Origin of the sequence: Pseudoalteromonas sp. DY56-GL22 (assembly GCF_041414715.1) — a bacterium.
GTDB lineage: Bacteria > Pseudomonadota > Gammaproteobacteria > Enterobacterales > Alteromonadaceae > Pseudoalteromonas > Pseudoalteromonas simplex.
On record NZ_JANHZR010000003.1, the window covers coordinates 77,445 to 96,387 of the forward strand.

14 protein-coding genes and 1 tRNA gene are annotated in these 18,943 nt (G+C 41.6%); 4 read left to right on the top strand and 11 right to left on the bottom strand.

Translation table 11 applies throughout. The annotated features are described in order from the left end of the window. Positions 1–192: 192 nt before the first annotated feature. Positions 193–2,673, top strand: a complete 2,481-nt coding sequence (locus NO991_RS08295; RefSeq protein ID WP_166340641.1) for a PilZ domain-containing protein — start codon at positions 193–195, stop codon at positions 2,671–2,673. Here the strand turns inward: NO991_RS08295 and serB are convergent. Further along, positions 2,656–3,675 carry a phosphoserine phosphatase SerB gene (gene serB / locus NO991_RS08300; RefSeq protein ID WP_166340640.1) on the bottom strand — a complete coding sequence of 340 codons (1,020 nt, stop codon included), beginning with the start codon at positions 3,673–3,675 and terminating at the stop codon, positions 2,656–2,658. The two genes, NO991_RS08295 and serB, sit on opposite strands and share 18 nt — an antisense overlap. 125 nt (positions 3,676–3,800) lie before the next feature. Between serB and NO991_RS08305 the strand changes: the two genes are divergently transcribed. After that, positions 3,801–4,421, top strand: a complete 621-nt coding sequence (locus NO991_RS08305) for an AhpA/YtjB family protein (RefSeq protein WP_054551236.1) — start codon at positions 3,801–3,803, stop codon at positions 4,419–4,421. Here NO991_RS08305 and NO991_RS08310 read toward each other — a convergent pair. The 4 genes from NO991_RS08310 to prfC all read right to left on the bottom strand — a co-directional run bounded on the left by NO991_RS08310 (position 4,388) and on the right by prfC (position 9,603). Then, complete coding sequence (locus NO991_RS08310; protein WP_054551235.1) at positions 4,388–5,161, bottom strand: TatD family hydrolase; 774 nt, start codon at positions 5,159–5,161, stop codon at positions 4,388–4,390. The genes NO991_RS08305 and NO991_RS08310 overlap by 34 nt on opposite strands. Further along, positions 5,162–5,800 (bottom strand): pyridoxamine 5'-phosphate oxidase, encoded by a 639-nt coding sequence (pdxH, locus tag NO991_RS08315; RefSeq protein ID WP_055020972.1) that lies wholly within the window; start codon positions 5,798–5,800, stop codon positions 5,162–5,164. It abuts the gene before it with no gap. 415 nt (positions 5,801–6,215) lie between these two features. Then, complete coding sequence (gene argS / locus NO991_RS08320; protein WP_138599630.1) at positions 6,216–7,958, bottom strand: arginine--tRNA ligase; 1,743 nt, start codon at positions 7,956–7,958, stop codon at positions 6,216–6,218. Between the two features lie 61 nt (positions 7,959–8,019). Continuing rightward, a complete protein-coding gene (prfC, locus tag NO991_RS08325) occupies positions 8,020–9,603 on the bottom strand; it encodes a peptide chain release factor 3 (RefSeq protein WP_054551232.1) in 1,584 nt (527 codons plus the stop codon). Between the two features lie 251 nt (positions 9,604–9,854). On the opposite strand from prfC, the gene NO991_RS08330 reads away from it, so the two are divergent. Next, complete coding sequence (locus NO991_RS08330) at positions 9,855–12,509, top strand: hybrid sensor histidine kinase/response regulator (RefSeq protein ID WP_054551231.1); 2,655 nt, start codon at positions 9,855–9,857, stop codon at positions 12,507–12,509. On the opposite strand, the gene rimI is transcribed toward NO991_RS08330, so the two are convergent. The 4 genes from rimI to NO991_RS08350 all read right to left on the bottom strand — a co-directional run bounded on the left by rimI (position 12,506) and on the right by NO991_RS08350 (position 14,475). After that, complete coding sequence (gene rimI, locus NO991_RS08335; protein WP_054551230.1) at positions 12,506–12,952, bottom strand: ribosomal protein S18-alanine N-acetyltransferase; 447 nt, start codon at positions 12,950–12,952, stop codon at positions 12,506–12,508. The genes NO991_RS08330 and rimI overlap by 4 nt on opposite strands. Then, positions 12,939–13,241, bottom strand: a complete 303-nt coding sequence (locus NO991_RS08340) for a hypothetical protein (RefSeq protein ID WP_138616322.1) — start codon at positions 13,239–13,241, stop codon at positions 12,939–12,941. Before NO991_RS08340 ends, rimI begins: the two co-directional genes overlap by 14 nt. A gap of 68 nt (positions 13,242–13,309) precedes the next feature. Then, positions 13,310–13,386, bottom strand: a tRNA-Trp gene (locus NO991_RS08345). A gap of 186 nt (positions 13,387–13,572) precedes the next feature. After that, on the bottom strand, positions 13,573–14,475 hold the full coding sequence (locus NO991_RS08350; protein ID WP_054551228.1) for a LysR family transcriptional regulator: 903 nt from the start codon (positions 14,473–14,475) through the stop codon (positions 13,573–13,575). A gap of 101 nt (positions 14,476–14,576) precedes the next feature. Here NO991_RS08350 and NO991_RS08355 point away from each other — a divergent pair, with 101 nt between their 5' ends. Continuing rightward, complete coding sequence (locus tag NO991_RS08355) at positions 14,577–15,707, top strand: FAD-dependent oxidoreductase (protein WP_194441776.1); 1,131 nt, start codon at positions 14,577–14,579, stop codon at positions 15,705–15,707. An 86-nt stretch (positions 15,708–15,793) separates the two neighbouring features. On the opposite strand, the gene guaA is transcribed toward NO991_RS08355, so the two are convergent. After that, positions 15,794–17,371: a glutamine-hydrolyzing GMP synthase gene (gene guaA, locus NO991_RS08360; RefSeq protein WP_054551226.1), complete on the bottom strand. Its 1,578-nt coding sequence runs from the start codon at positions 17,369–17,371 to the stop codon at positions 15,794–15,796. Between the two features lie 100 nt (positions 17,372–17,471). Further along, entirely contained in the window at positions 17,472–18,941 is a 1,470-nt protein-coding gene (guaB, locus tag NO991_RS08365; protein ID WP_054551225.1) for an IMP dehydrogenase, read from the bottom strand. Positions 18,942–18,943 lie beyond the last annotated feature (2 nt).

An 18,943-nucleotide genomic window follows, 5' to 3' on the forward strand; every position in this document is an offset into this window, starting at 1 on the left:
TATAAGCGCAATAAAAAGTGCTTTAAGGCACATTTTTTGCTTATAAATAAAACTTTACAATTCTTGCCATTTATTTGGCAGGTACTTATAACAATAACTAATACAATAAAAAAGTAGCGATTACTCAAGTTTTAATAATTTACTGCCTGCAAGTATACCTACTTTTTTAGATAGACGGTGATGGTTTTATAAATGGCTGAAGACATTTTGCTTAAATATGAGAGCCTAGTTGAAGAGCTAAAGGCGCATTTAGGCACTCCTAAGTTTGACAAACTATTTAAATCAAAGACAGCTAGCTTAACGAAGCCAGAGCAGTTTTTGATTAAAATGGAAATGTCACGCTTATCTCAGCCAGTAGCTCGCTTTATTGATTTACGTGGTCAAGTAACTGGTCAAGTCAAACCCTACGAATATGATGGCAAACAACACTTTATGGACGATACCGCCATTGAAGTGTTCGAAGATGCTATAAAACGCCACGGTGGTTATACTCTTGCTGTTTACGAAGCGGTAATGAACACCGAAAACAATCACCGGGTAATGCAGAAAAAAGCCGCTGAGCAAGCTTTAGCTGACGATAGTGCCGCTACAGAGCAGCCAGCTAAGGTTATTAAGTTTGCATCATACGAGAGTCGCCGCGAAGAGCGGATGAATTACTCAATTAAAATCACCGTTGAACTCGATAAAGACAACAAAGTTGCAGCATCAACGTCTGATATTTCTCTGAGCGGCGCTAAAATAAAACTAGCTCCACGTTATCAAGTTAAAAAAGGTCAGTTAATAGGTCTTCGCTTAGTTGGCTTAGAGCAAGATTTTGAGCTTGGTTTAAAAAACGGTATTCAATATGAAATCGTAGCGGTAGAGAAAGTTTCTCGTGAATATAACCATATACGCCTAAAGCGTACCTTTATTGAAAATAACGAAAAATTTGATGAGTTTCTAGAAAGCTTTATCCATGGCAATAAACGTCGCTATAAGGTTAATCTCGACAACACCTTAGATGCTGTTGTTTCAAAAGGCTACGAGCAATACTATATCCCTCGTGTTACCTCACTTTATACCTTTTTAAGCCTACAGGGTGATAAGCTATATCCTAGCCTTGCGCTAACCACAGAAAATAATATTTTTATTCAACGCTATTTTTGTGATGAGCGTAAGTTGTCTTGCCTGTACAGCATCATCAATCAACAACGATTGGGAGACTTACTAAGCTCTCCAGAAGCTGTTAAAGAAGAGTATTTATATACTTTTACTCATACCGTTGCCGGGAAAATTTATTATTATTCTGCAACTCGATCTGAGCTTGATAGCCAACCAAACTTAAAAAATTTATTTTTAGGATTTGGTAGCCAGAAAGATAGCTGGCAATGCTTTAAGCTTCAGTTGATGCCAAGCCATCCGGAAGATTCGTATATTCCACTGTCGCTACCAAGCAGTGCTGGTAAAAACATCGAAAAACTAAATAAGCCACCGACACCTCGTGTGCAAGGGTTGATCAAAGATGTTAAATATCTACTTATTTTGACCTCAATCGGTACTAAGTTTGAACAACAAACGTACCAACAGCTTGATTACAATAAAGATGCGGTAAACCAACTTAAACAGTTTGGTCACAGTAAGCATAAAACGCCCCCTCATTTAGAGCCTGTGGCGCTTGAGTATGTGAACCTTCGTGCTCATAAACGCTATTTATACAAAACAGCTGTAAGTGTAGAACACCATGAGCAAACTGTTACAGGCCATACCCGTGACTTATCTGTGATGGGCTTACAAATTGAGTTCGACCAGCCTGTTGAGTTCAAAAAAGGCGATATCATTAAATTAAACTTGCCTGAATTGCAAAAAATCACCAAAAAGCATGATTTAACAAACCTTGCTTATGAAGTCATGGCGGTGAGTAAGTCACTGACGACCGTGAATTTAAAAGTGCATCGACTTACTGACTTACCGCATATGGCAATTAAGTTTTTCACGGTATTAATTGATAACAACAAAGACAAGCTACGTGTTTGTGAAGAATCCCCTAAAATTCCAGGGCTATCTACTGCACTAAGAAATATGGTGACTAAAAGCGTATGCCAGTTTCCGTTTTATTTACATAAAGAAGCAGCGCATTTTAAAACCGGCGCTATTGGCCAAGGCTTATACCCAAGCCCACTGCATGTTTTATTACAAAATTTTGGATTGTTAAATGAAACAACTAGTATCGATGGTTTCTTATCGACAGATCAAATTACAGAAGTGATCACACCGCTGATCAAAGACCGTAGTCGCCAAGACCCACCGTTACCATTCACTTTATTTGTTCGCTTTGACCCACGTAAAACTGTTATAAGCGATGCCATTACTAGTCGTTGTATTAGTGAAGATGACTATAAACCACAAACCTTGTTTGTAAAAAAAGCACTAAAAAGCGATTTAGTATATATTTTCAGGCTGTACATTTCTCGCACAGGGCGGCCTGATATTGATTATTTGGCGAATGAATTGAAATATATTAGTCAGTACGCATTACATAAAGCAAAAGATCTTGAAGAAGCGCTATGGGCAGTAGCTGGCGTAGGCGATATAATTGATATTACCGACGAAGCGCTTACCCATTTTGATATTGAGCAAAGGTTGATCAATGAAATGAGTAAACGCAAAGCAACATGGTTAAAGCGAGTAATCTAATGGTAGGCCAAGCAAGTAGGCAACTTGTAGTAATGAGCCTTCATTAATTGCTGTTTGTGCTTGCTCAACTACTTTCTGTTTACCGTGCACAGCAACACCAAGCCCTGCAGCAGCCATCATTTTTAAGTCGTTTGCTCCATCACCCATGGCAACAGTTTGGCGGTTATTTAAGTTAAGCCTCTGTTCGATTCGTTTAAGTACACGGGCTTTTTCCTCAGCATCAACTATCGTGCCTATGACCTTGCCTGTTAAACGATTATCTTTGAACTCAAGGGTATTGGCATGCACTTCATCTAAATCAAGCAGTGACTGCACTTGCTCTGCAAAAGGCACAAAGCCACCTGATGCGATTGCTAAATGCCAATTATGCGCTTTTAGGTATTGGCATAATTCACTCACCCCCGGCATCAGCGGTAAACGCGCTTTTAAGCCATCAATTAAGTCACCATCAATACCTTCAAGCTTAGCAACACGCTGCTTTAAGCTTTGTGCAAAATCTAGTTGACCAGCCATAGCTTGCGCGGTCACCGCTGCAACTTCGTCATAAACATCGGCTAGGCGCGCAATTTCGTCGATACATTCAATAGTAATAGCTGTTGAGTCCATATCCATCAGCAATAAGCCTGGTTCATTTACCGTTGGCGGATCCGTTAATTGCACCAATTGAATACCCAATTGCTTTGCAAATTCCACTAATACTAGTGGACTAAGTACTGTTGTTGTTTCGCTATGAAAGCCCCACGCTACTGGCATGTCTGCGACTGGCTGATAACAACAAAGCGATAAATTACTAAACCCTTGCACGGCTAAAAAATCACTAATCGCGAGTAATTGCTCAGCATTAAGCTCATTACCAAAAGCAATACTGAACACGCCTTGATTTGCTTTTGGCGTAAAGTCTGTTGTAATAAGGTGTTTATTTTCAATTTTATACCAGCAATTTAGGCTGATTTGTTCAGCTAAATTTGCTGAAGGTGTAGCAGCTAAGCTAAGCTGTGACATAGTGGCTCCACATTAGACTTATGTCTGTCCTTGGAAGTGCTTTTGGCACTCGCACTCAAGGGGCTGTTAAAGTTATCATGTTGTACCATCAAAATTAAATGCTGTCAGTAACGTATACGGTGACTATGAAAAATAACCAACTTAAAATTCCCTTTTCAGCCACTTATCGCCAACGTGTTGTGCGCTTAAGCTTGGCTACAGCCTGTTTTGTGCTGTTAAGTTGGGTTGCCATGAATAGTAGCTTTCAAAGCCACCAATTACTTTATGATAGCGCTGATAGCACAGCGATAAGCTTAACCAAGTTTATGGCACTGAATGCCAAAACGCCGCTACAAGAAAAAAATAAACCTGAATTAAATGCGTTGTGTAATCACATTGCTGAAGATGAGTATGTGTTAGCGGCAACGATTTACGATCAGCAAGGTATTCAAATTGCTGCCAGTGATAATTGGCAAAGCCACCACACCTTTGGTTTATTACCCGATTCAACCCCCGGTATAAGTAAGCTTAAAACCCCATTTGTAGAGCCTGTGATAAGTGATAATGAAAGGCCTATTGGTTTTGTATCGATAACCTATTTAACACAGGCTTCTATTGCAACCAGCCACAGTAATTTCCATGACTTAGGGCGACAAGTGTTATTAATGTTGGTGATCACCTGTATATTCACTTGGCAATTGGGTCGAGGCTTGAAGCTTTGGCAAATAAATCGTTATATCAAGAAAAGTTCAGAGCAAGAATCGTAGAGTTCTGCAGCCAGTTGCAGCTTTGCATCGCCTGTCGCGCCTTTAAGCTCACATAAATGAGTAAATACATCGCGCACCTTTAGCGGCGTATTAACCTGCCCTTGAAAACCTGCCAGCGGCATTGATGGCGAGTCGGTTTCAAGCACTAAATGCTGCAGCTCAATTAAGCTGATAACTTTACGAGTTTTAGCAGCACGAGGGTAACTTATCACACCACCAACACCAAGTTTAAATCCTTGTTTTATATAACTCTGAGCTTGTTGTTCTGAGCCAGAAAAGGCATGAATTACCCCGCCAAACTTTGGTTTGCAGCGCTTAAATGAGCGAGCAATTAAATCATGACTTTGCCTATGATGCACAATAAGTGGTAAAGCGAGTTGGTTGGCAAGCTCTATCTGTCCTTCAAAAAACTGTGTTTGTTTATCGAGGTTATCGATGCTTCGATCAAGGCCGCACTCACCGATGGCAATAAACTGCCCTGAATGGGTTTTCGCTAATTGCTCTAGTTCAGCGAGATGATGAGTTTGGTGATCAGATAAAAAATAAGGATGTAAACCTAAAGCCACTGAAATACTTGGCTCTGATTTAGTAAACGATAATAGTTTTGTCGATTGTGCCAAGCTCACACCCGGCACAATGAAATGCTCGATCCCTACTTGCTTACATGCTGTGATGAGCTCTGTGCGAGTCTCATCAAATTCGCTAAAATCAAGGTGACAGTGGGAATCGATAAAACGCATTTACGGATTTAAGCGACCAAACTGCCAACTACCATCGGCTTGGCGTTGATACATAAAGCGGTCATGTAAGCGGTGTGCTCCGCCTTGCCAAAATTCAATTTTAGTAGGCTCAACACAATAGCCTCCCCAAAAATCAGGCAATGGAATTTCACCCTCAGAAAACTTTTGCTTCATTTTCGCAAATGTTTCCATTAATACCTTACGTGATGACACTGGACGACTTTGCTGAGAAGCCCATGCAGCTAACTGGCTTTCTTTAGGACGCGATAAAAAGTACTTAGCCACAGCAGTTGTTGGTAAGGGTTTAGCCTCGCCGTAGACTATGACTTGTCGCTCCATGTGGTGCCATGGGAAATGCAGAGAAATTTTGTTATTACCTTTTAGCTCCTGCGCTTTGCGCGAGCCGGTATTAGTAAAAAACACAAAGCCATTTTCATCAAGATGCTTTAACAGCACAATACGCTGCGAAGGCTGACCATGCTCATCAACCGTTGCGACGACCATCGCCGTAGGATCAGGCAAATTAGTGGCAACAGCTTGCTCAAGCCATTTTTCAAACTGCTTGATTGGAGACGCATCAAGCATGTCTTCAGATAAACCATCCTGTAAATATTCACGGCGAATATCTTCAAGTTTCATAAAATTCCCTCTATCGCTACTATCAGCTATCAGCTATCAGCTATCAGCTATCAGCTATCAGCTAAAGATTAATCAAGGTTATTGAGCTGTCAATTTGTTGGGTTTCGCTACGCTCTACCCAACCTACGAAGCTAGGTTCTACAAGCTACTCCCCTAGCGCCTAGAGTCTAGGGCCTGCGATTTATGTTGGGTTTCGCTACGCTCTACCCAACCTACGAAGCAGAATTCACCTAGGTAGTTTAGCCTAAGACAAGGCGGAAAACCGACTTATCCCTACGAGCTCTTAAACGTTCTGCAAGTGTAGGAGTGCTGACAAGGCGAAGTGCTTTTTTATACCAAGGAGCATACGTGTTTTGTATGTGACTTCGGTTAAAAAAGCACGACAACGCAGTCAAAGCGAACTACACGAAGCAGATTACATTTGCTCCATGACTTCGATACCTAAAAGATCCAATCCTGATTTCAGTGTCTTCGCAACCAAATTACAAAGTACTAAACGGCTGTCACGAACACTTGGCTCTACGCCTTCTTTTAGAACTGGGCATGCTTCGTAGAACGTCATGTATAGGCTTGCTAGTTCGTATAGGTATCCACATAATACGTGCGGTGTCGCTTCGCTGATCATTAGATCGAGTACTTCTTCTAGCTGAAGAAGTTTAAGTGCCAGCGCTTTTTCTTGCGGCTCGTTGATTGCAACGTCTGCTGTTAATGACGCCGCATCAATACCTGATTTACGGAAGATACTGCGAACACGTGTATATGCATATTGTAAGTAAGGCGCTGTAGCACCTTCAAAGCTCAGCATTGTGTCCCAGTTGAAGATATAGTCGCTAGTACGGTGCTTAGAAAGATCCGCATATTTTACTGCGCCAATACCTACTTTACGGGCAATTTCGCTACGCTCTTCGTCGCTTAAGTCTGACTCACGCTCAGCTAGTTTAGCGGCTGCACGAGTGATTGACTCTTCAAGTAAATCAGCAAGCTTAACGGTACCGCCAGTACGTGTTTTGAATGGCTTACCGTCTTCACCCATCATGGTGCCGAATGGGCAGAACTCATAACTTGTTTCATCACGTAATAAACCTGCTTTACGTGCGGTTAGCTCAACTTGATTGAAGTGTAAGCTTTGACGTGCATCTACAAAGATTAAGATGCGATCAGCACCCAGTTTATTTGAGCGGTAATCACAAGCAGCTAAGTCAGTTGTCGCATATAAGAAACCACCACCTGATTTCTGTACGATAAACACTGAAGGCTCGCCGTCTTTGTTAGCAAGCTCATCTAAGAACACGACTTGTGCGCCATCAGACTCAACGGCAATATTTTTGTCTTTCAATAGTGCGATGATGTTTGCAAGTTCACTGTTGTAAGCACTTTCAGCCATGATGTCATCTTGCGTAAGTGTTACGTTTAGACGCTTATAAACTTCTTCAGAGTGCTTTACAGAAGTGGCGATGAATAACTTCCACAGTTTTTCACAGTGTGCGTCACCACTTTGTAATTTAACCACGTAATTACGGGCTTTATCGGCAAACCCTTCTTCATCATCAAAGCGTTTTTTCGCATCACGGTAGAAGGTTTCAAGATCGGCCAGCGCTACAGACTCTAAGTCTACACCTTGGTTGATTTGATCTTCTAAGTGCGCGATTAACATACCAAACTGAGTACCCCAGTCACCCATGTGGTTTTGACGAACAACTTCATCACCACGGAACTCAAGGGCACGAACAACCGCATCACCAATGATGGTTGAACGTAAATGACCTACGTGCATTTCTTTAGCAAGGTTAGGTGATGAGTAATCAACAACTACTTTTTGTGCTGTTGCATGTGGCGCAACTGCTAGCTTTTCGTCTTCGTTTGCTGCTTTTAAGCTAGCTGATAAAAACTCAGGCTTTAAGTGAATGTTGATAAAACCAGGGCCCGCGATTTCTGTTTTTTCTGCGATATCTGCAAGGTCTAGGTTATCAATAATTTTTTGCGCAAGTTCACGCGGGTTTGATTTTAATTTTTTAGCCGCGCCCATTGCGCCATTGATTTGGTAATCACCAAACTGTGGACGTGTGCTTTGTGTTACCGCTGGATTAGTGTCTTCAGGTAACCCTGCTGCAACCATAGCAGCAATTGCTTTGTCGATTAAAAGAGTACGAATATTCATTGTAATTTTTACCTTTATGGCCCGCTGTACGGGCACTTAAATTTGAAGCAGACTTAGCGTATTAGTTTTCGCGCGTGTGGTTAAACTTGATGTCTGGATAGCGTTCCATCGACAAGTTTAGGTTTACACGGCTTGGCGCGATATAAGTAAGGTTATCGCCACCATCAAGCGCTAAGTTGCTTTCGCACTTACGCTTAAACTCTTCAAGCTTTTTGGTATCGTCTGAGCTTACCCAACGTGCAGTGTTAACACTCACACCTTCGTAAATCGCATCAACGTTGTATTCTGCTTTTAAGCGCGCAACAACTACGTCAAACTGTAGTACACCGACCGCACCAACGATAAGGTCGTTATTAATAAGCGGTCTAAATACTTGCACAGCACCTTCTTCAGATAGCTGAACTAAGCCTTTTAATAATTGCTTTTGTTTTAATGGATCTTTTAAGCGAATACGACGGAATAATTCTGGTGCGAAGTTAGGAATACCACCAAACTTCATTTTTTCACCTTGCGTGAAGGTATCACCAATTTGAATTGTACCGTGGTTATGTAAACCAATGATGTCACCTGCGTAAGCATCTTGCGCTCGCTCACGATCACCAGCCATAAAGGTTACCGCATCAGAAATACTCACTTGCTTACCAATACGCACATGGTTCATCTTCATACCTTGGCTATATTTGCCAGATACTATACGCATAAAGGCGATACGGTCACGGTGTTTAGGGTCCATGTTCGCTTGGATTTTGAATACGAAGCCAGAGAAGTTATCTTCTGTTGCAGCAACTTGGCGGTCTTCTGTTTCGCGTGGTAATGGCGCAGGAGCCCACTCAGTTAAGCCATCAAGAACATGGTCAACACCAAAGTTACCAAGTGCTGTACCAAAGTAGACTGGTGATAGTTCGCCCGCTAAGAACAGATCTAAATCAAACTCGTGTGATGCACCAATTACCAACTCTAGCTCTTCACGAAGCTGCTCAGCAAGTTCGCTACCAATCGCAGTATCAAGCTCAGGGTTATCTAAACCTTTGATAACGCGAACTTCTTGAATTGTGTGGCCTTGACCTGTGCTATACAAAATCGTTTCTTCACGGTGGATGTGATACACACCTTTAAACTCTTTACCACAACCAATCGGCCAAGTTACCGGCGCACAGGCAATGTTTAGCTCAGTTTCAACTTCGTCTAATAACTCCATTGGATCACGAATATCACGGTCACACTTATTCATGAAAGTGACGATAGGTGTGGTACGTAAGCGTGTTACTTCCATTAATTTACGAGTACGATCCTCAACACCTTTCGCTGCGTCGATGACCATTAGGCATGAGTCAACCGCAGTCAGTGTACGATAAGTATCTTCAGAGAAGTCTTCGTGTCCCGGAGTATCAAGTAAGTTAACTAGACGCTCATTGTAAGGAAATTGCATAACAGACGTAGTTACCGAGATACCACGTTCTTTTTCCATTTCCATCCAGTCTGATTTTGCGTGCTGGTTTGAGCCACGACCCTTTACGGTACCCGCTTTTTGAATCGCTTGTCCGAATAACAGAACTTTTTCTGTAATCGTGGTTTTACCCGCATCCGGGTGCGAGATGATCGCAAAGGTGCGTCGTTTATTAATTTCGGTAGTTAAATTAGACATGTAAGCTGCTTTTAGTCATAACAAAGCGCACTTAACTGCCTTATAAATTATAAAGCTCGGTGCGCACTGTAAAAATAAAATAGAATTGCCGAGCATTATACCTTGTTTGTCTTAGCCAAAAAAGCAGCGATTGCGAGTAATTACTCCCTTTTAGTTGGGTATTTTCGTTGTTCACTTTTTTGCTAGGCTTGTGTAATCAAGTTGTAACGCATACTATTGATAAATTGCACGGAGGGATGTCAATTTAGGTCATGAAAACCAGTAAGCTCAGTATTCGATTATTGTGGTATATCACACCATTAGTGATCTTACCTTTGTTGTTTTTAGGTGGCTTTACATTAACAAATGTGACCAATTCAACAAAAAAACAAGCTGAACTTATTGTCAGTCGCTTTGTTGAGCAACAGCAACAAAAAATCTTTAATTACATTGACTCATTTCATTCGATTACTAAGCTACTCTCAACCTCTCCTGTATTAGCAGACTTTTTAGCCCGCGAACCTGACTCAAAAAACCAATATATTGAACGCCTTGGCGAGTTGATGAATGTATTTGCAAGCTATTCAGAAGCTTACCCAGATATTGTTAGCATTAATTATGTTGCCCCAGACGGTAAAAGCGATGCATTTTATTCAAGTCAATTAACTCCAGCACCTAAAAGTTACCCGTTTTTTGAGCAAGTGCTACAATCGAATTTACGCCAGCAACAATTCATGATCCCCAAAGAAGATGGCTCTACTAGCCTCTACTTTGTGCACCCCATTTATAATATTGATTACTACTTAAAACAGCCGCAGCAACTGGGGTTTATTGTTGTGCATGTAGAACCATCAATATTGAATGCTAGTATTCTAGAAGCACCATTTAATAACACTCTAAATTTATTTTTAACGACTAAGGGGCAGATTTTATTTAGCTCCGACTATGACTTACGCGGCAATTATTTAAGTGAATATGAGCTTGAGCAAATTAAACAACTCGCTAACTACGGCAAACTTGCCAATATCGAACTTTCAAGTATTGATAAAGAAGAGCGCATAATTTACGCAGTTGAAATGACTGATGGCGATTATTTGATCTCAACCACCCCTAAAGATTTACTTTACCAGTCAGGTAAAGCCATTAGTTTAATCACAGCACTTATAGTTATTATTTCTGTGATTTCGCTGCCTATTCTTATCTATATTGTGGTACGCAACTTACTGCTGACCCCAGTTGAACTATTAGGTGCGGCAAGTCATCGGGTTGGTGATGGTGATTTATCTGTGTACTTGCCAGCCCACACAAACGATGAAGTAGGCGTGCTTTTCAACGATTTTAATCACATGGTGAACCAAATTCGTCATTACCAAGACGAGCTTGAAGAATATAAACATCACCTAGAAGAAAAAGTAGAGAGCAGAACGAAAGCACTCGAAGCAATGAACAGCAAGCTAGAAGTAGCCATTGCGCAAGCTGAACAAGCAAACCAACTTAAAAGCCGCTTTTTAGCGAATATGAGTCATGAAATTCGTACTCCACTTACCGCAATTATGGGCTTTACAGAGCAACTTCTGCACAACAAAGATGCGGTAAATGATGAACAGCATTTAAGCACTATTTTACGTAACTCTAAGCACTTGCTTGAGCTTATTAACAACATTCTTGATTTATCAAAAATAGAAGCTGAAAAACTCGCCGTTGAACGCGGACCATGTAATGTAGTGCAGCTTATACATGATATTGATTCAATTATTCGCCCACTGGCTAATGAAAAACAACTTACATTTAATATTAACTACCAACTACCAGTACCCAAAACCATTAATAGCGATACCACACGTTTAAAACAAATCTTGATCAATATTGCCAGCAACGCAGTTAAGTTCACTGAGAAAGGCAGCATCTCGATTGATATTAGCTACAACAGCAATAAACAACATTTAGAGTTTGCGATTCAAGACACAGGTATTGGTATGTCAGAGCGTGAGGTTGAAAGGGTATTCAAACCGTTTGAACAAGCCGATGCGACGACAACTCGCCGCTTTGGCGGTACAGGTCTTGGTTTGTGTATTTCAAAGAACTTAGCCCAGTTGCTAGGCGGTGATGTACAGCTTATTAGTGAACCTGGAAACGGCAGTTGTTTTACCATACAAGTTGCTGCTCATTTAAACGCCGAGCAGTTACAAGCAGAGGCGTTTATTCATAGCTACGAGCAACTCTCACCAAGTAAAGACGTTCAGCTTTCATTCGCAGCGAATAGCTTTGATGCCAATATACTAGTGGCCGAAGATAACCCAGATAACCAGTTGCTGATCAAACTATTGTTACAAACCTGGGGACTTGAGCCTGACATCGCGAAAAACGGTGCAGAAGCAGTAGAAATGGCATTAGTTAATGATTATCAGCTGATCATCATGGATATGCAGATGCCAGTCATGGGCGGCTTAGAAGCAACGCAAATGCTACGTCACGCAGCCTATGATGGCCCTATTATTGCGCTTACGGCCAATGTAATGAAGACTGATGTTGATACCTATATTGAAGCGGGCTGTGATGAAGCACTCGCCAAACCAATCGACAAAGATGCCCTAGAGCAAGTACTTGTAAGCTACTTGCATATCGAAAAAGACAGTCAAAACAAGTGGGAAAACTTACTGAAAAGTGAGAAGTTCCAACAAATTAACGACAACTATCGCTCAAAACTACCTGATTATTTAAGCCAAGTCGTGCAGTTGTATCGTGCTAAAGAATGGGAAGCGCTACGTTCATTAGCACACAGCTTAAAAGGCAGTGCGGGGTGTTTTAGTTTTGAAGCTATTCACAAGACTGCGGGTCAGCTTGAAAATGCGCTACGCAGTAATCAAACTGATCAGGTAGAGCAATGCTACGATGCACTTATCAATGCCCTTGAAGAAGCATCTTAAAGGCTAAAGCTCATCCCCATCAAAATAGCGTCTTCATTGCCTGTTGCGGTTGGATAGTAGTTCTTGCGCACCGACATATGTGAAAAGCCAGCACTTTCATACAAGCCAATAGCGGGTGCATTAGACTCACGCACTTCTAAAAATAGGTTTTCGGCTTGGTGCTGCTCGCCGTGCTCAATAAAGGCATTTAACAACTGCTTAGCAATGCCCTGCCCTTGGTACTTCGGCGCAACACAAATATCCATTAAAGTGTAATCTGGGCCCGCTTGTTCACCGATATAAAAACCTAGCATCTCATCACCTTGAAAAGCGGCCAGGTTAAAATAACGCCCAGCTAAACACGACAGCATGGTTTTCTCTGTCCAAGGGTGACTATGGCAGGCGTTTTCGATAGCCATTAACTGGCTAATATAGGTTGCATCTACAGGTTTAAAGCTTATCAAGTTGTTCACCGATTAAAGACCAAAGTTGTTTTTTCTGTTCGCCATTCAGCTTATCGCTTGGTAAGCCTAAGCAGCCCTCTTGCCAGCTAATATTTGCTGTTTTAACGATTTGAGTAATAACTAACGGCGCAAATGCCTTTTCGAGGTCTTGGTGAAACTGTAACGGGAGTGTCAGTGTTTCTTGTTGAGTGTTTGGCATCTGTTCGCCAGAAGTAGCAGGCGCAGTTCGATAGTGTTGATTCAACTCTAAAGATTGTACAGAGAATATCGCAGCGTAACTTGGATTCATAACAACTCAATCATGATTAAGAGCAAGTAATATAGGGAGATTTGCGATTAAAGTAAATAAGGAAGAAATGGCAGGGGCGGAGAGATTCGAACTCCCAACCGTCGGTTTTGGAGACCGCTGTTCTACCAATTGGAACTACGCCCCTGCAATGACGACGAATTATATAGAGCTTTTTTCAAAGGTAAAGTAAAAAAACACAGTTTTTAGTTTAACTGCTTCTTAAATAAACAAAGCGGCGAATTAGCAAGCTATCAAAGCTCATTTTAAACATACCCAAGTTATCTGCGGATAATTAAAAGAGCCAAACACAGTTATAATAATTTAAATAGCTTCACTCATCTGAAAGATAGTGTTGCTGAATCACAAGTTGCAGGTACTCAAGAAATGCTTTTACTTTTTTGAACGGATATCGACGCCCAGAATAAAAAGCGTACAAAACTAAATCTTCAGGCTCATCAGCTAGGGAATCTATTTTTATTAACAGTCCTTCCTCTAACTCTTGTCTGCACGCGTCATAAGGAAGTATCGCAAAACCTAACCCTTTAAGGGCAGCTGACTTTGCCATATGTCCACTATTTACTTTATAACGAGATGAAACGTTAACCGTGCCAGCTCGTTTGAATTTCCATGGCATGCCTTGTAGAACTGATAGGCTTGTAATACAGGGAAGCTTAACGAGTTCAGTCATTGAATTTGGTTTAGGATGTTTATCTAGTAAACTAGGAGAAGCTACGACACAACTTGGCCAACGAACGAGCTCTTTTGCAACCCATCCAGAATCCTCCACTGGGCCTCGCCCAAAACGTATTACTATATCAAATCCTTCTAATAGCCCCTCTTCGGGATTAAGCTGAGTATCACAACTTAACTGAATGTTAGGGTATTTATGACAAAACTCAGCTATAGCGTCCGCCAAAAACGGCAAATCAGGCGTAATGACTTTTAAGTGGCCGGAAACTAAATCATTACTTTGATAGCTTTCTTGTAAAACATCCCCCATCGCAACAAGCAACGGAGTTAAGTTCTGGTAAAGAAGTTCCCCCGCTTCTGTTGCAACCATTTTTCGTGTCGTACGTTCCAATAATCTTACATTCAACGCTTGTTCTAAAAGTGCAACATGACGACTCACATTTGATTTTGGAATTTGGCTGAGCTCAGCGGCCCGCTTAATACTTAATTGTTCATATACTTTTTGGAAGCTTAGAAGCCACTGTAATTCAATATTGCTTATCAAAACTATCTCATCAAATGGGATTTACAAACCAAAATTACCATATTTATCCTATTTAGTAGATCAGTAACAATCATTTTTTTCTTAGCAACTAGGATATTTAAATGAGTTCAGTTAAACATATAGCCATTATAGGTGCGGGAGTTGCAGGCCTTGCTTTAGCGATATTTGCAAGAAAACAAGGCATCAAGGTCACATTATTCGAAAGAAACAATAGCTTTTCTACAATCGGTGCCGGTGTTACGTTATGGCCTAATGCGACCTTTGTGCTTAAACAATTGGGTCTATTAGATGATTTCACCCAATATGGTGGTCTGCCAGTTGCTATGCGGCAGTACGATAAACAAGGCACTCAACGGGGTGAGTTTAACATTCAAACACTAAACTCTCTGTGTGGCTTTCCAACTATTAGCATATTACGTCGTGACTTAATAAAGATACTCGCTGAGCGACTAGAGAAACTGGATGCCACTATTCACTTCAATCAAACCATCAATACTCAAGACATTGCGCAATTAAAAGATAAGTTTGATCTTGTGGTGGGCTGCGATGGACGAATGAATTCGAAAGCACGAGAGTATATGTATAAAGTACCTATACCAACTAAATACCACGGCTTCGTAAATATAATAGGCACCTGTGAAATTGATCTGAATCCTTTTGAGCAGACAATTCATGATTTTAGAGATAATAATGAGCGTTTTGGTATAGTACCCGTTGCAAATCAATGTTGTTACTGGGCTGCGGCATGGCCTAGTGACCTTGATAATACAAGACCAATAAAGCAGTGGTTTGAAGAAATGCATGAGCGTTTTCAGGATTGGCCTAAAACAGTTCAGCAGGTACTTAATAACTATAACCCACGCAGTTTAAAACGCATATTTGTACATGATATTGACCCACTCCCCTATTGGCACAAGGAGAATCTCATTATTATTGGAGATGCTGCACATGCTTCCTTACCCACATCGGGGCAAGGTGCTAGCCAAGCGCTTGAAGATGTTTGGCACCTAGCTCAATTATTTAAGACAGGATGTAGCCTCAATGTTATTTTGAAAAAGCTATATGAAACTCGTATTCATAAAACCTCCAGCGCCCAAAACACTGGTAGACTAATAGCTCAGCATATCTTTCAACAATCACCTCATTCAACCACAGATGCACCAAGTATATCCGCAGATCAACTCAGTCAACTCTATATGCAAGGACTAGACTTAACTCACACCAAATGCTAACCGTCTAAATAACAAAAGCCCGCTTCAAAAAAGCGGGCTTTTGTGTCTTTATAAATATTCAGTACAAGTGACTAGCTTACAGTGGATTATTCCCACTCGATTGTTGCCGGTGGCTTACCTGAAATATCGTAAACAACACGTGAGATACCATCGATTTCGTTGATAATACGGTTTGAAACCACACCTAAGAACTCATATGGTAAGTGTGACCAACGTGCTGTCATAAAGTCGATTGTTTCTACACAACGTAGTGATACAACCCAGTCGTATTTACGCGCATCACCCATTACACCTACCGATTTAACTGGTAAGAATACCGTGAAGGCTTGGCTTACTTTGTGGTAAAGCTCAGCTTTGTGTAGCTCTTCAATGAAGATAGCATCTGCGCGACGTAGTAAGTCACAATACTCTTTCTTGATTTCACCAAGTACACGAACACCTAAACCAGGACCCGGGAATGGGTGACGGTAAAGCATGTCGTATGGTAGGCCAAGCTCAAGACCAATTTTGCGTACTTCATCTTTGAATAGCTCACGTAAAGGCTCAACAAGACCCATTTCCATATCGTCTGGTAAACCACCTACGTTGTGGTGAGACTTGATTACATGTGCTTTACCTGTTGCTGATGCAGCAGATTCGATTACGTCTGGGTAGATAGTACCTTGACCTAACCATTTAGCACTTTTCAGCTTTTTAGCTTGCTCGTCAAAAACTTTAATGAAGGTATGACCAATCGCTTTACGCTTATCTTCTGGGTCTGACTTACCTGCTAAGTCTGCTAAGAATTGATCTTCAGCATCTACTTTAACAATGTTTAGGCCAAACTTGTTGCCGAACATATCCATAACTTGCTGACCTTCGTTTAAACGAAGAAGACCGTTATCAACGAATACACACGTTAGCTTGTCGCCGATTGCACGGTGAATAAGCATGGCAACAACAGATGAATCAACACCACCTGATAAGCCTAAGATAACTTCGTCATCACCTACAGTTTCCTTGATACGCTCAATCGCATCGTCGATGATTTTTGCTGGTGTCCATAGCTTTTCACAGCCACAGATATCAATCGCGAAGCGCTCAAGTAAGCGTAAACCTTGGTGAGTATGAGTTACTTCTGGGTGGAACTGTACGCCATAAAAACGTTTTTCTTCCCAAGACATTGCAGCATGTGGACATGTTGAAGTTTTAGCCGTTGTTTTGAAAGTCTCTGGTACTTCCATCACTTTATCGCCGTGGCTCATCCAAACGTCTAGTACGCCTGCACCGCCGTCAGTAATGTGGTCTTCGATAGCATCGAATAACGCACAGTTACCTACTTTTTCAACTTGTGCATAACCAAACTCTTTTTTATCAGAGCTGTGAACGCTACCACCTAGTTGCGTTGCCATTGTTTGCATGCCGTAACAGATACCAAGTACTGGAACGCCTGCGTTAAATACATACTCAGGAGCACGTGGGCTGTTTTCAAGTGTTGTAGACTCAGGGCCACCCGACAAAATAATACCTTGTGGATTAAATTCGCGGATTTGCTCTTCAGTTACATCCCATGCCCATAGCTCACAGTAAACACCAATCTCACGTATACGACGTGCGATTAACTGTGTGTATTGCGAACCAAAATCTAAAATGAGAATTCGTGAATCGTGAATGTCTTTGCTCATGGAGTATCTCGTTAGTCAGGAACTGCTCTCCCAAAGGGAGATGATCAATAAATTAGGGCTAGCAAATGCTAGCCCATGTAATTTCAATACCTTAAGGTAATTAACCTAAGCGGTAGTTTGGCGCTTCTTTAGTGATTTGCACGTCGTGAACGTGTGACTCACCCATACCAGCTGAAGTCACGCGAACAAATTGAGGTTTAGTATTTAACTCTTCAATTGTTGCACAGCCTGTTAAGCCCATTGCACTGCGAAGACCGCCCACTTGTTGGTGAATGATTGTCGCGATAGGACCTTTATAAGCAACACGGCCTTCGATACCTTCAGGAACAAGCTTGTCTGCTTCGTTCGATTTTTGGAAGTAACGGTCTGATGAACCTTCTTTTTGGTCCATAGCACCAAGGCTACCCATACCACGGTATGATTTGTAGTAACGACCTTGATATAGCTCAACTTCACCCGGTGCTTCTTCAGTACCCGCTAACATTGAACCCACCATTACACATGATGCACCAGCAACAAGTGCTTTTACGATGTCACCAGAGAAACGGATACCACCGTCAGCAATAACAGGAATATCACGGCCTTTTAAGCCTTCAACTGCGTCAGAAATAGCAGTAATTTGTGGAACACCACAACCTGTTACGATACGAGTAGTACAGATAGAACCAGGGCCGATACCAACTTTAACAGCATCAACACCCGCATCAGCAAGGGCAATCGCGCCTTCAGCTGTTGCAACGTTACCTGCTACGATTTGTAGATCTGGGTATGCTTGACGTGTTTGTGCAACACGGTCGATAACACCTTGTGAGTGGCCATGTGATGTATCGATAAGTAATACGTCAACACCTGCTTCAACAAGTGCTGCGATACGCTCATCAGTACCCGCGCCAACACCAACAGCTGCACCTACACGTAGACGACCTTGCTCGTCTTTACATGCATGCGGCTTGTCTTGTGCTTTTTGATAATCTTTTACAGTGATCATGCCTTTCAGTTTAAATGCATCATCAACTACGAGAATTTTTTCGATACGGTGCTCGTGCATTAGACCTAAGATTTCATCACGGTCTGCACCTTCTTTAACAGTCACTAACGATTCTTTTTTCGTCATTACTGTAGAAACAGGTTGCTCAAGTTTCGTTTCAAAACGCATATCACGGCTTGTCACAATACCAACAAGGTTATTGTCAGCGTCGGTTACAGGGAAACCTGAAAAACCTTTGTCTTCTGAAAGCGCGATAGCATCAGCAATTGTAAGATCCGCAGTCACAGTAACAGGGAAAGAAACAATGCCCGCTTCGTAAGTTTTAACTTTACGAACGTTTTTAGCTTGCTCTTCGATTGTCATGTTTTTGTGGATGAAACCTAAACCGCCCTCTTGCGCTAGAGCAATCGCTAAGCGTGCTTCTGTTACAGTATCCATAGATGCTGAAACTAGCGGCAAGTTAAGATTGATACCACGCGTTAAGCGAGTTGAAATATTTGCCGTGTGTGGCAAAACAGTAGAATGACCTGGTACTAAAAGTACGTCGTCAAAGGTAAGAGCTTCTTTAGCGATTCTTAGCATAG

Coding starts and splice junctions, on each gene's coding strand:
- NO991_RS08295 (WP_166340641.1), top strand. CDS start 193: ATGGCTGAAGACATTTTGCTTAAATATGAGAGCCTAGTTGAAGAGCTA.
- serB (WP_166340640.1), bottom strand. CDS start 3,675: ATGTCACAGCTTAGCTTAGCTGCTACACCTTCAGCAAATTTAGCTGAA.
- NO991_RS08305 (WP_054551236.1), top strand. CDS start 3,801: ATGAAAAATAACCAACTTAAAATTCCCTTTTCAGCCACTTATCGCCAA.
- NO991_RS08310 (WP_054551235.1), bottom strand. CDS start 5,161: ATGCGTTTTATCGATTCCCACTGTCACCTTGATTTTAGCGAATTTGAT.
- pdxH (WP_055020972.1), bottom strand. CDS start 5,800: ATGAAACTTGAAGATATTCGCCGTGAATATTTACAGGATGGTTTATCT.
- argS (WP_138599630.1), bottom strand. CDS start 7,958: ATGAATATTCGTACTCTTTTAATCGACAAAGCAATTGCTGCTATGGTT.
- prfC (WP_054551232.1), bottom strand. CDS start 9,603: ATGTCTAATTTAACTACCGAAATTAATAAACGACGCACCTTTGCGATC.
- NO991_RS08330 (WP_054551231.1), top strand. CDS start 9,855: ATGAAAACCAGTAAGCTCAGTATTCGATTATTGTGGTATATCACACCA.
- NO991_RS08340 (WP_138616322.1), bottom strand. CDS start 13,241: ATGAATCCAAGTTACGCTGCGATATTCTCTGTACAATCTTTAGAGTTG.
- NO991_RS08355 (WP_194441776.1), top strand. CDS start 14,577: ATGAGTTCAGTTAAACATATAGCCATTATAGGTGCGGGAGTTGCAGGC.
- guaA (WP_054551226.1), bottom strand. CDS start 17,371: ATGAGCAAAGACATTCACGATTCACGAATTCTCATTTTAGATTTTGGT.
- guaB (WP_054551225.1), bottom strand. CDS start 18,941: ATGCTAAGAATCGCTAAAGAAGCTCTTACCTTTGACGACGTACTTTTA.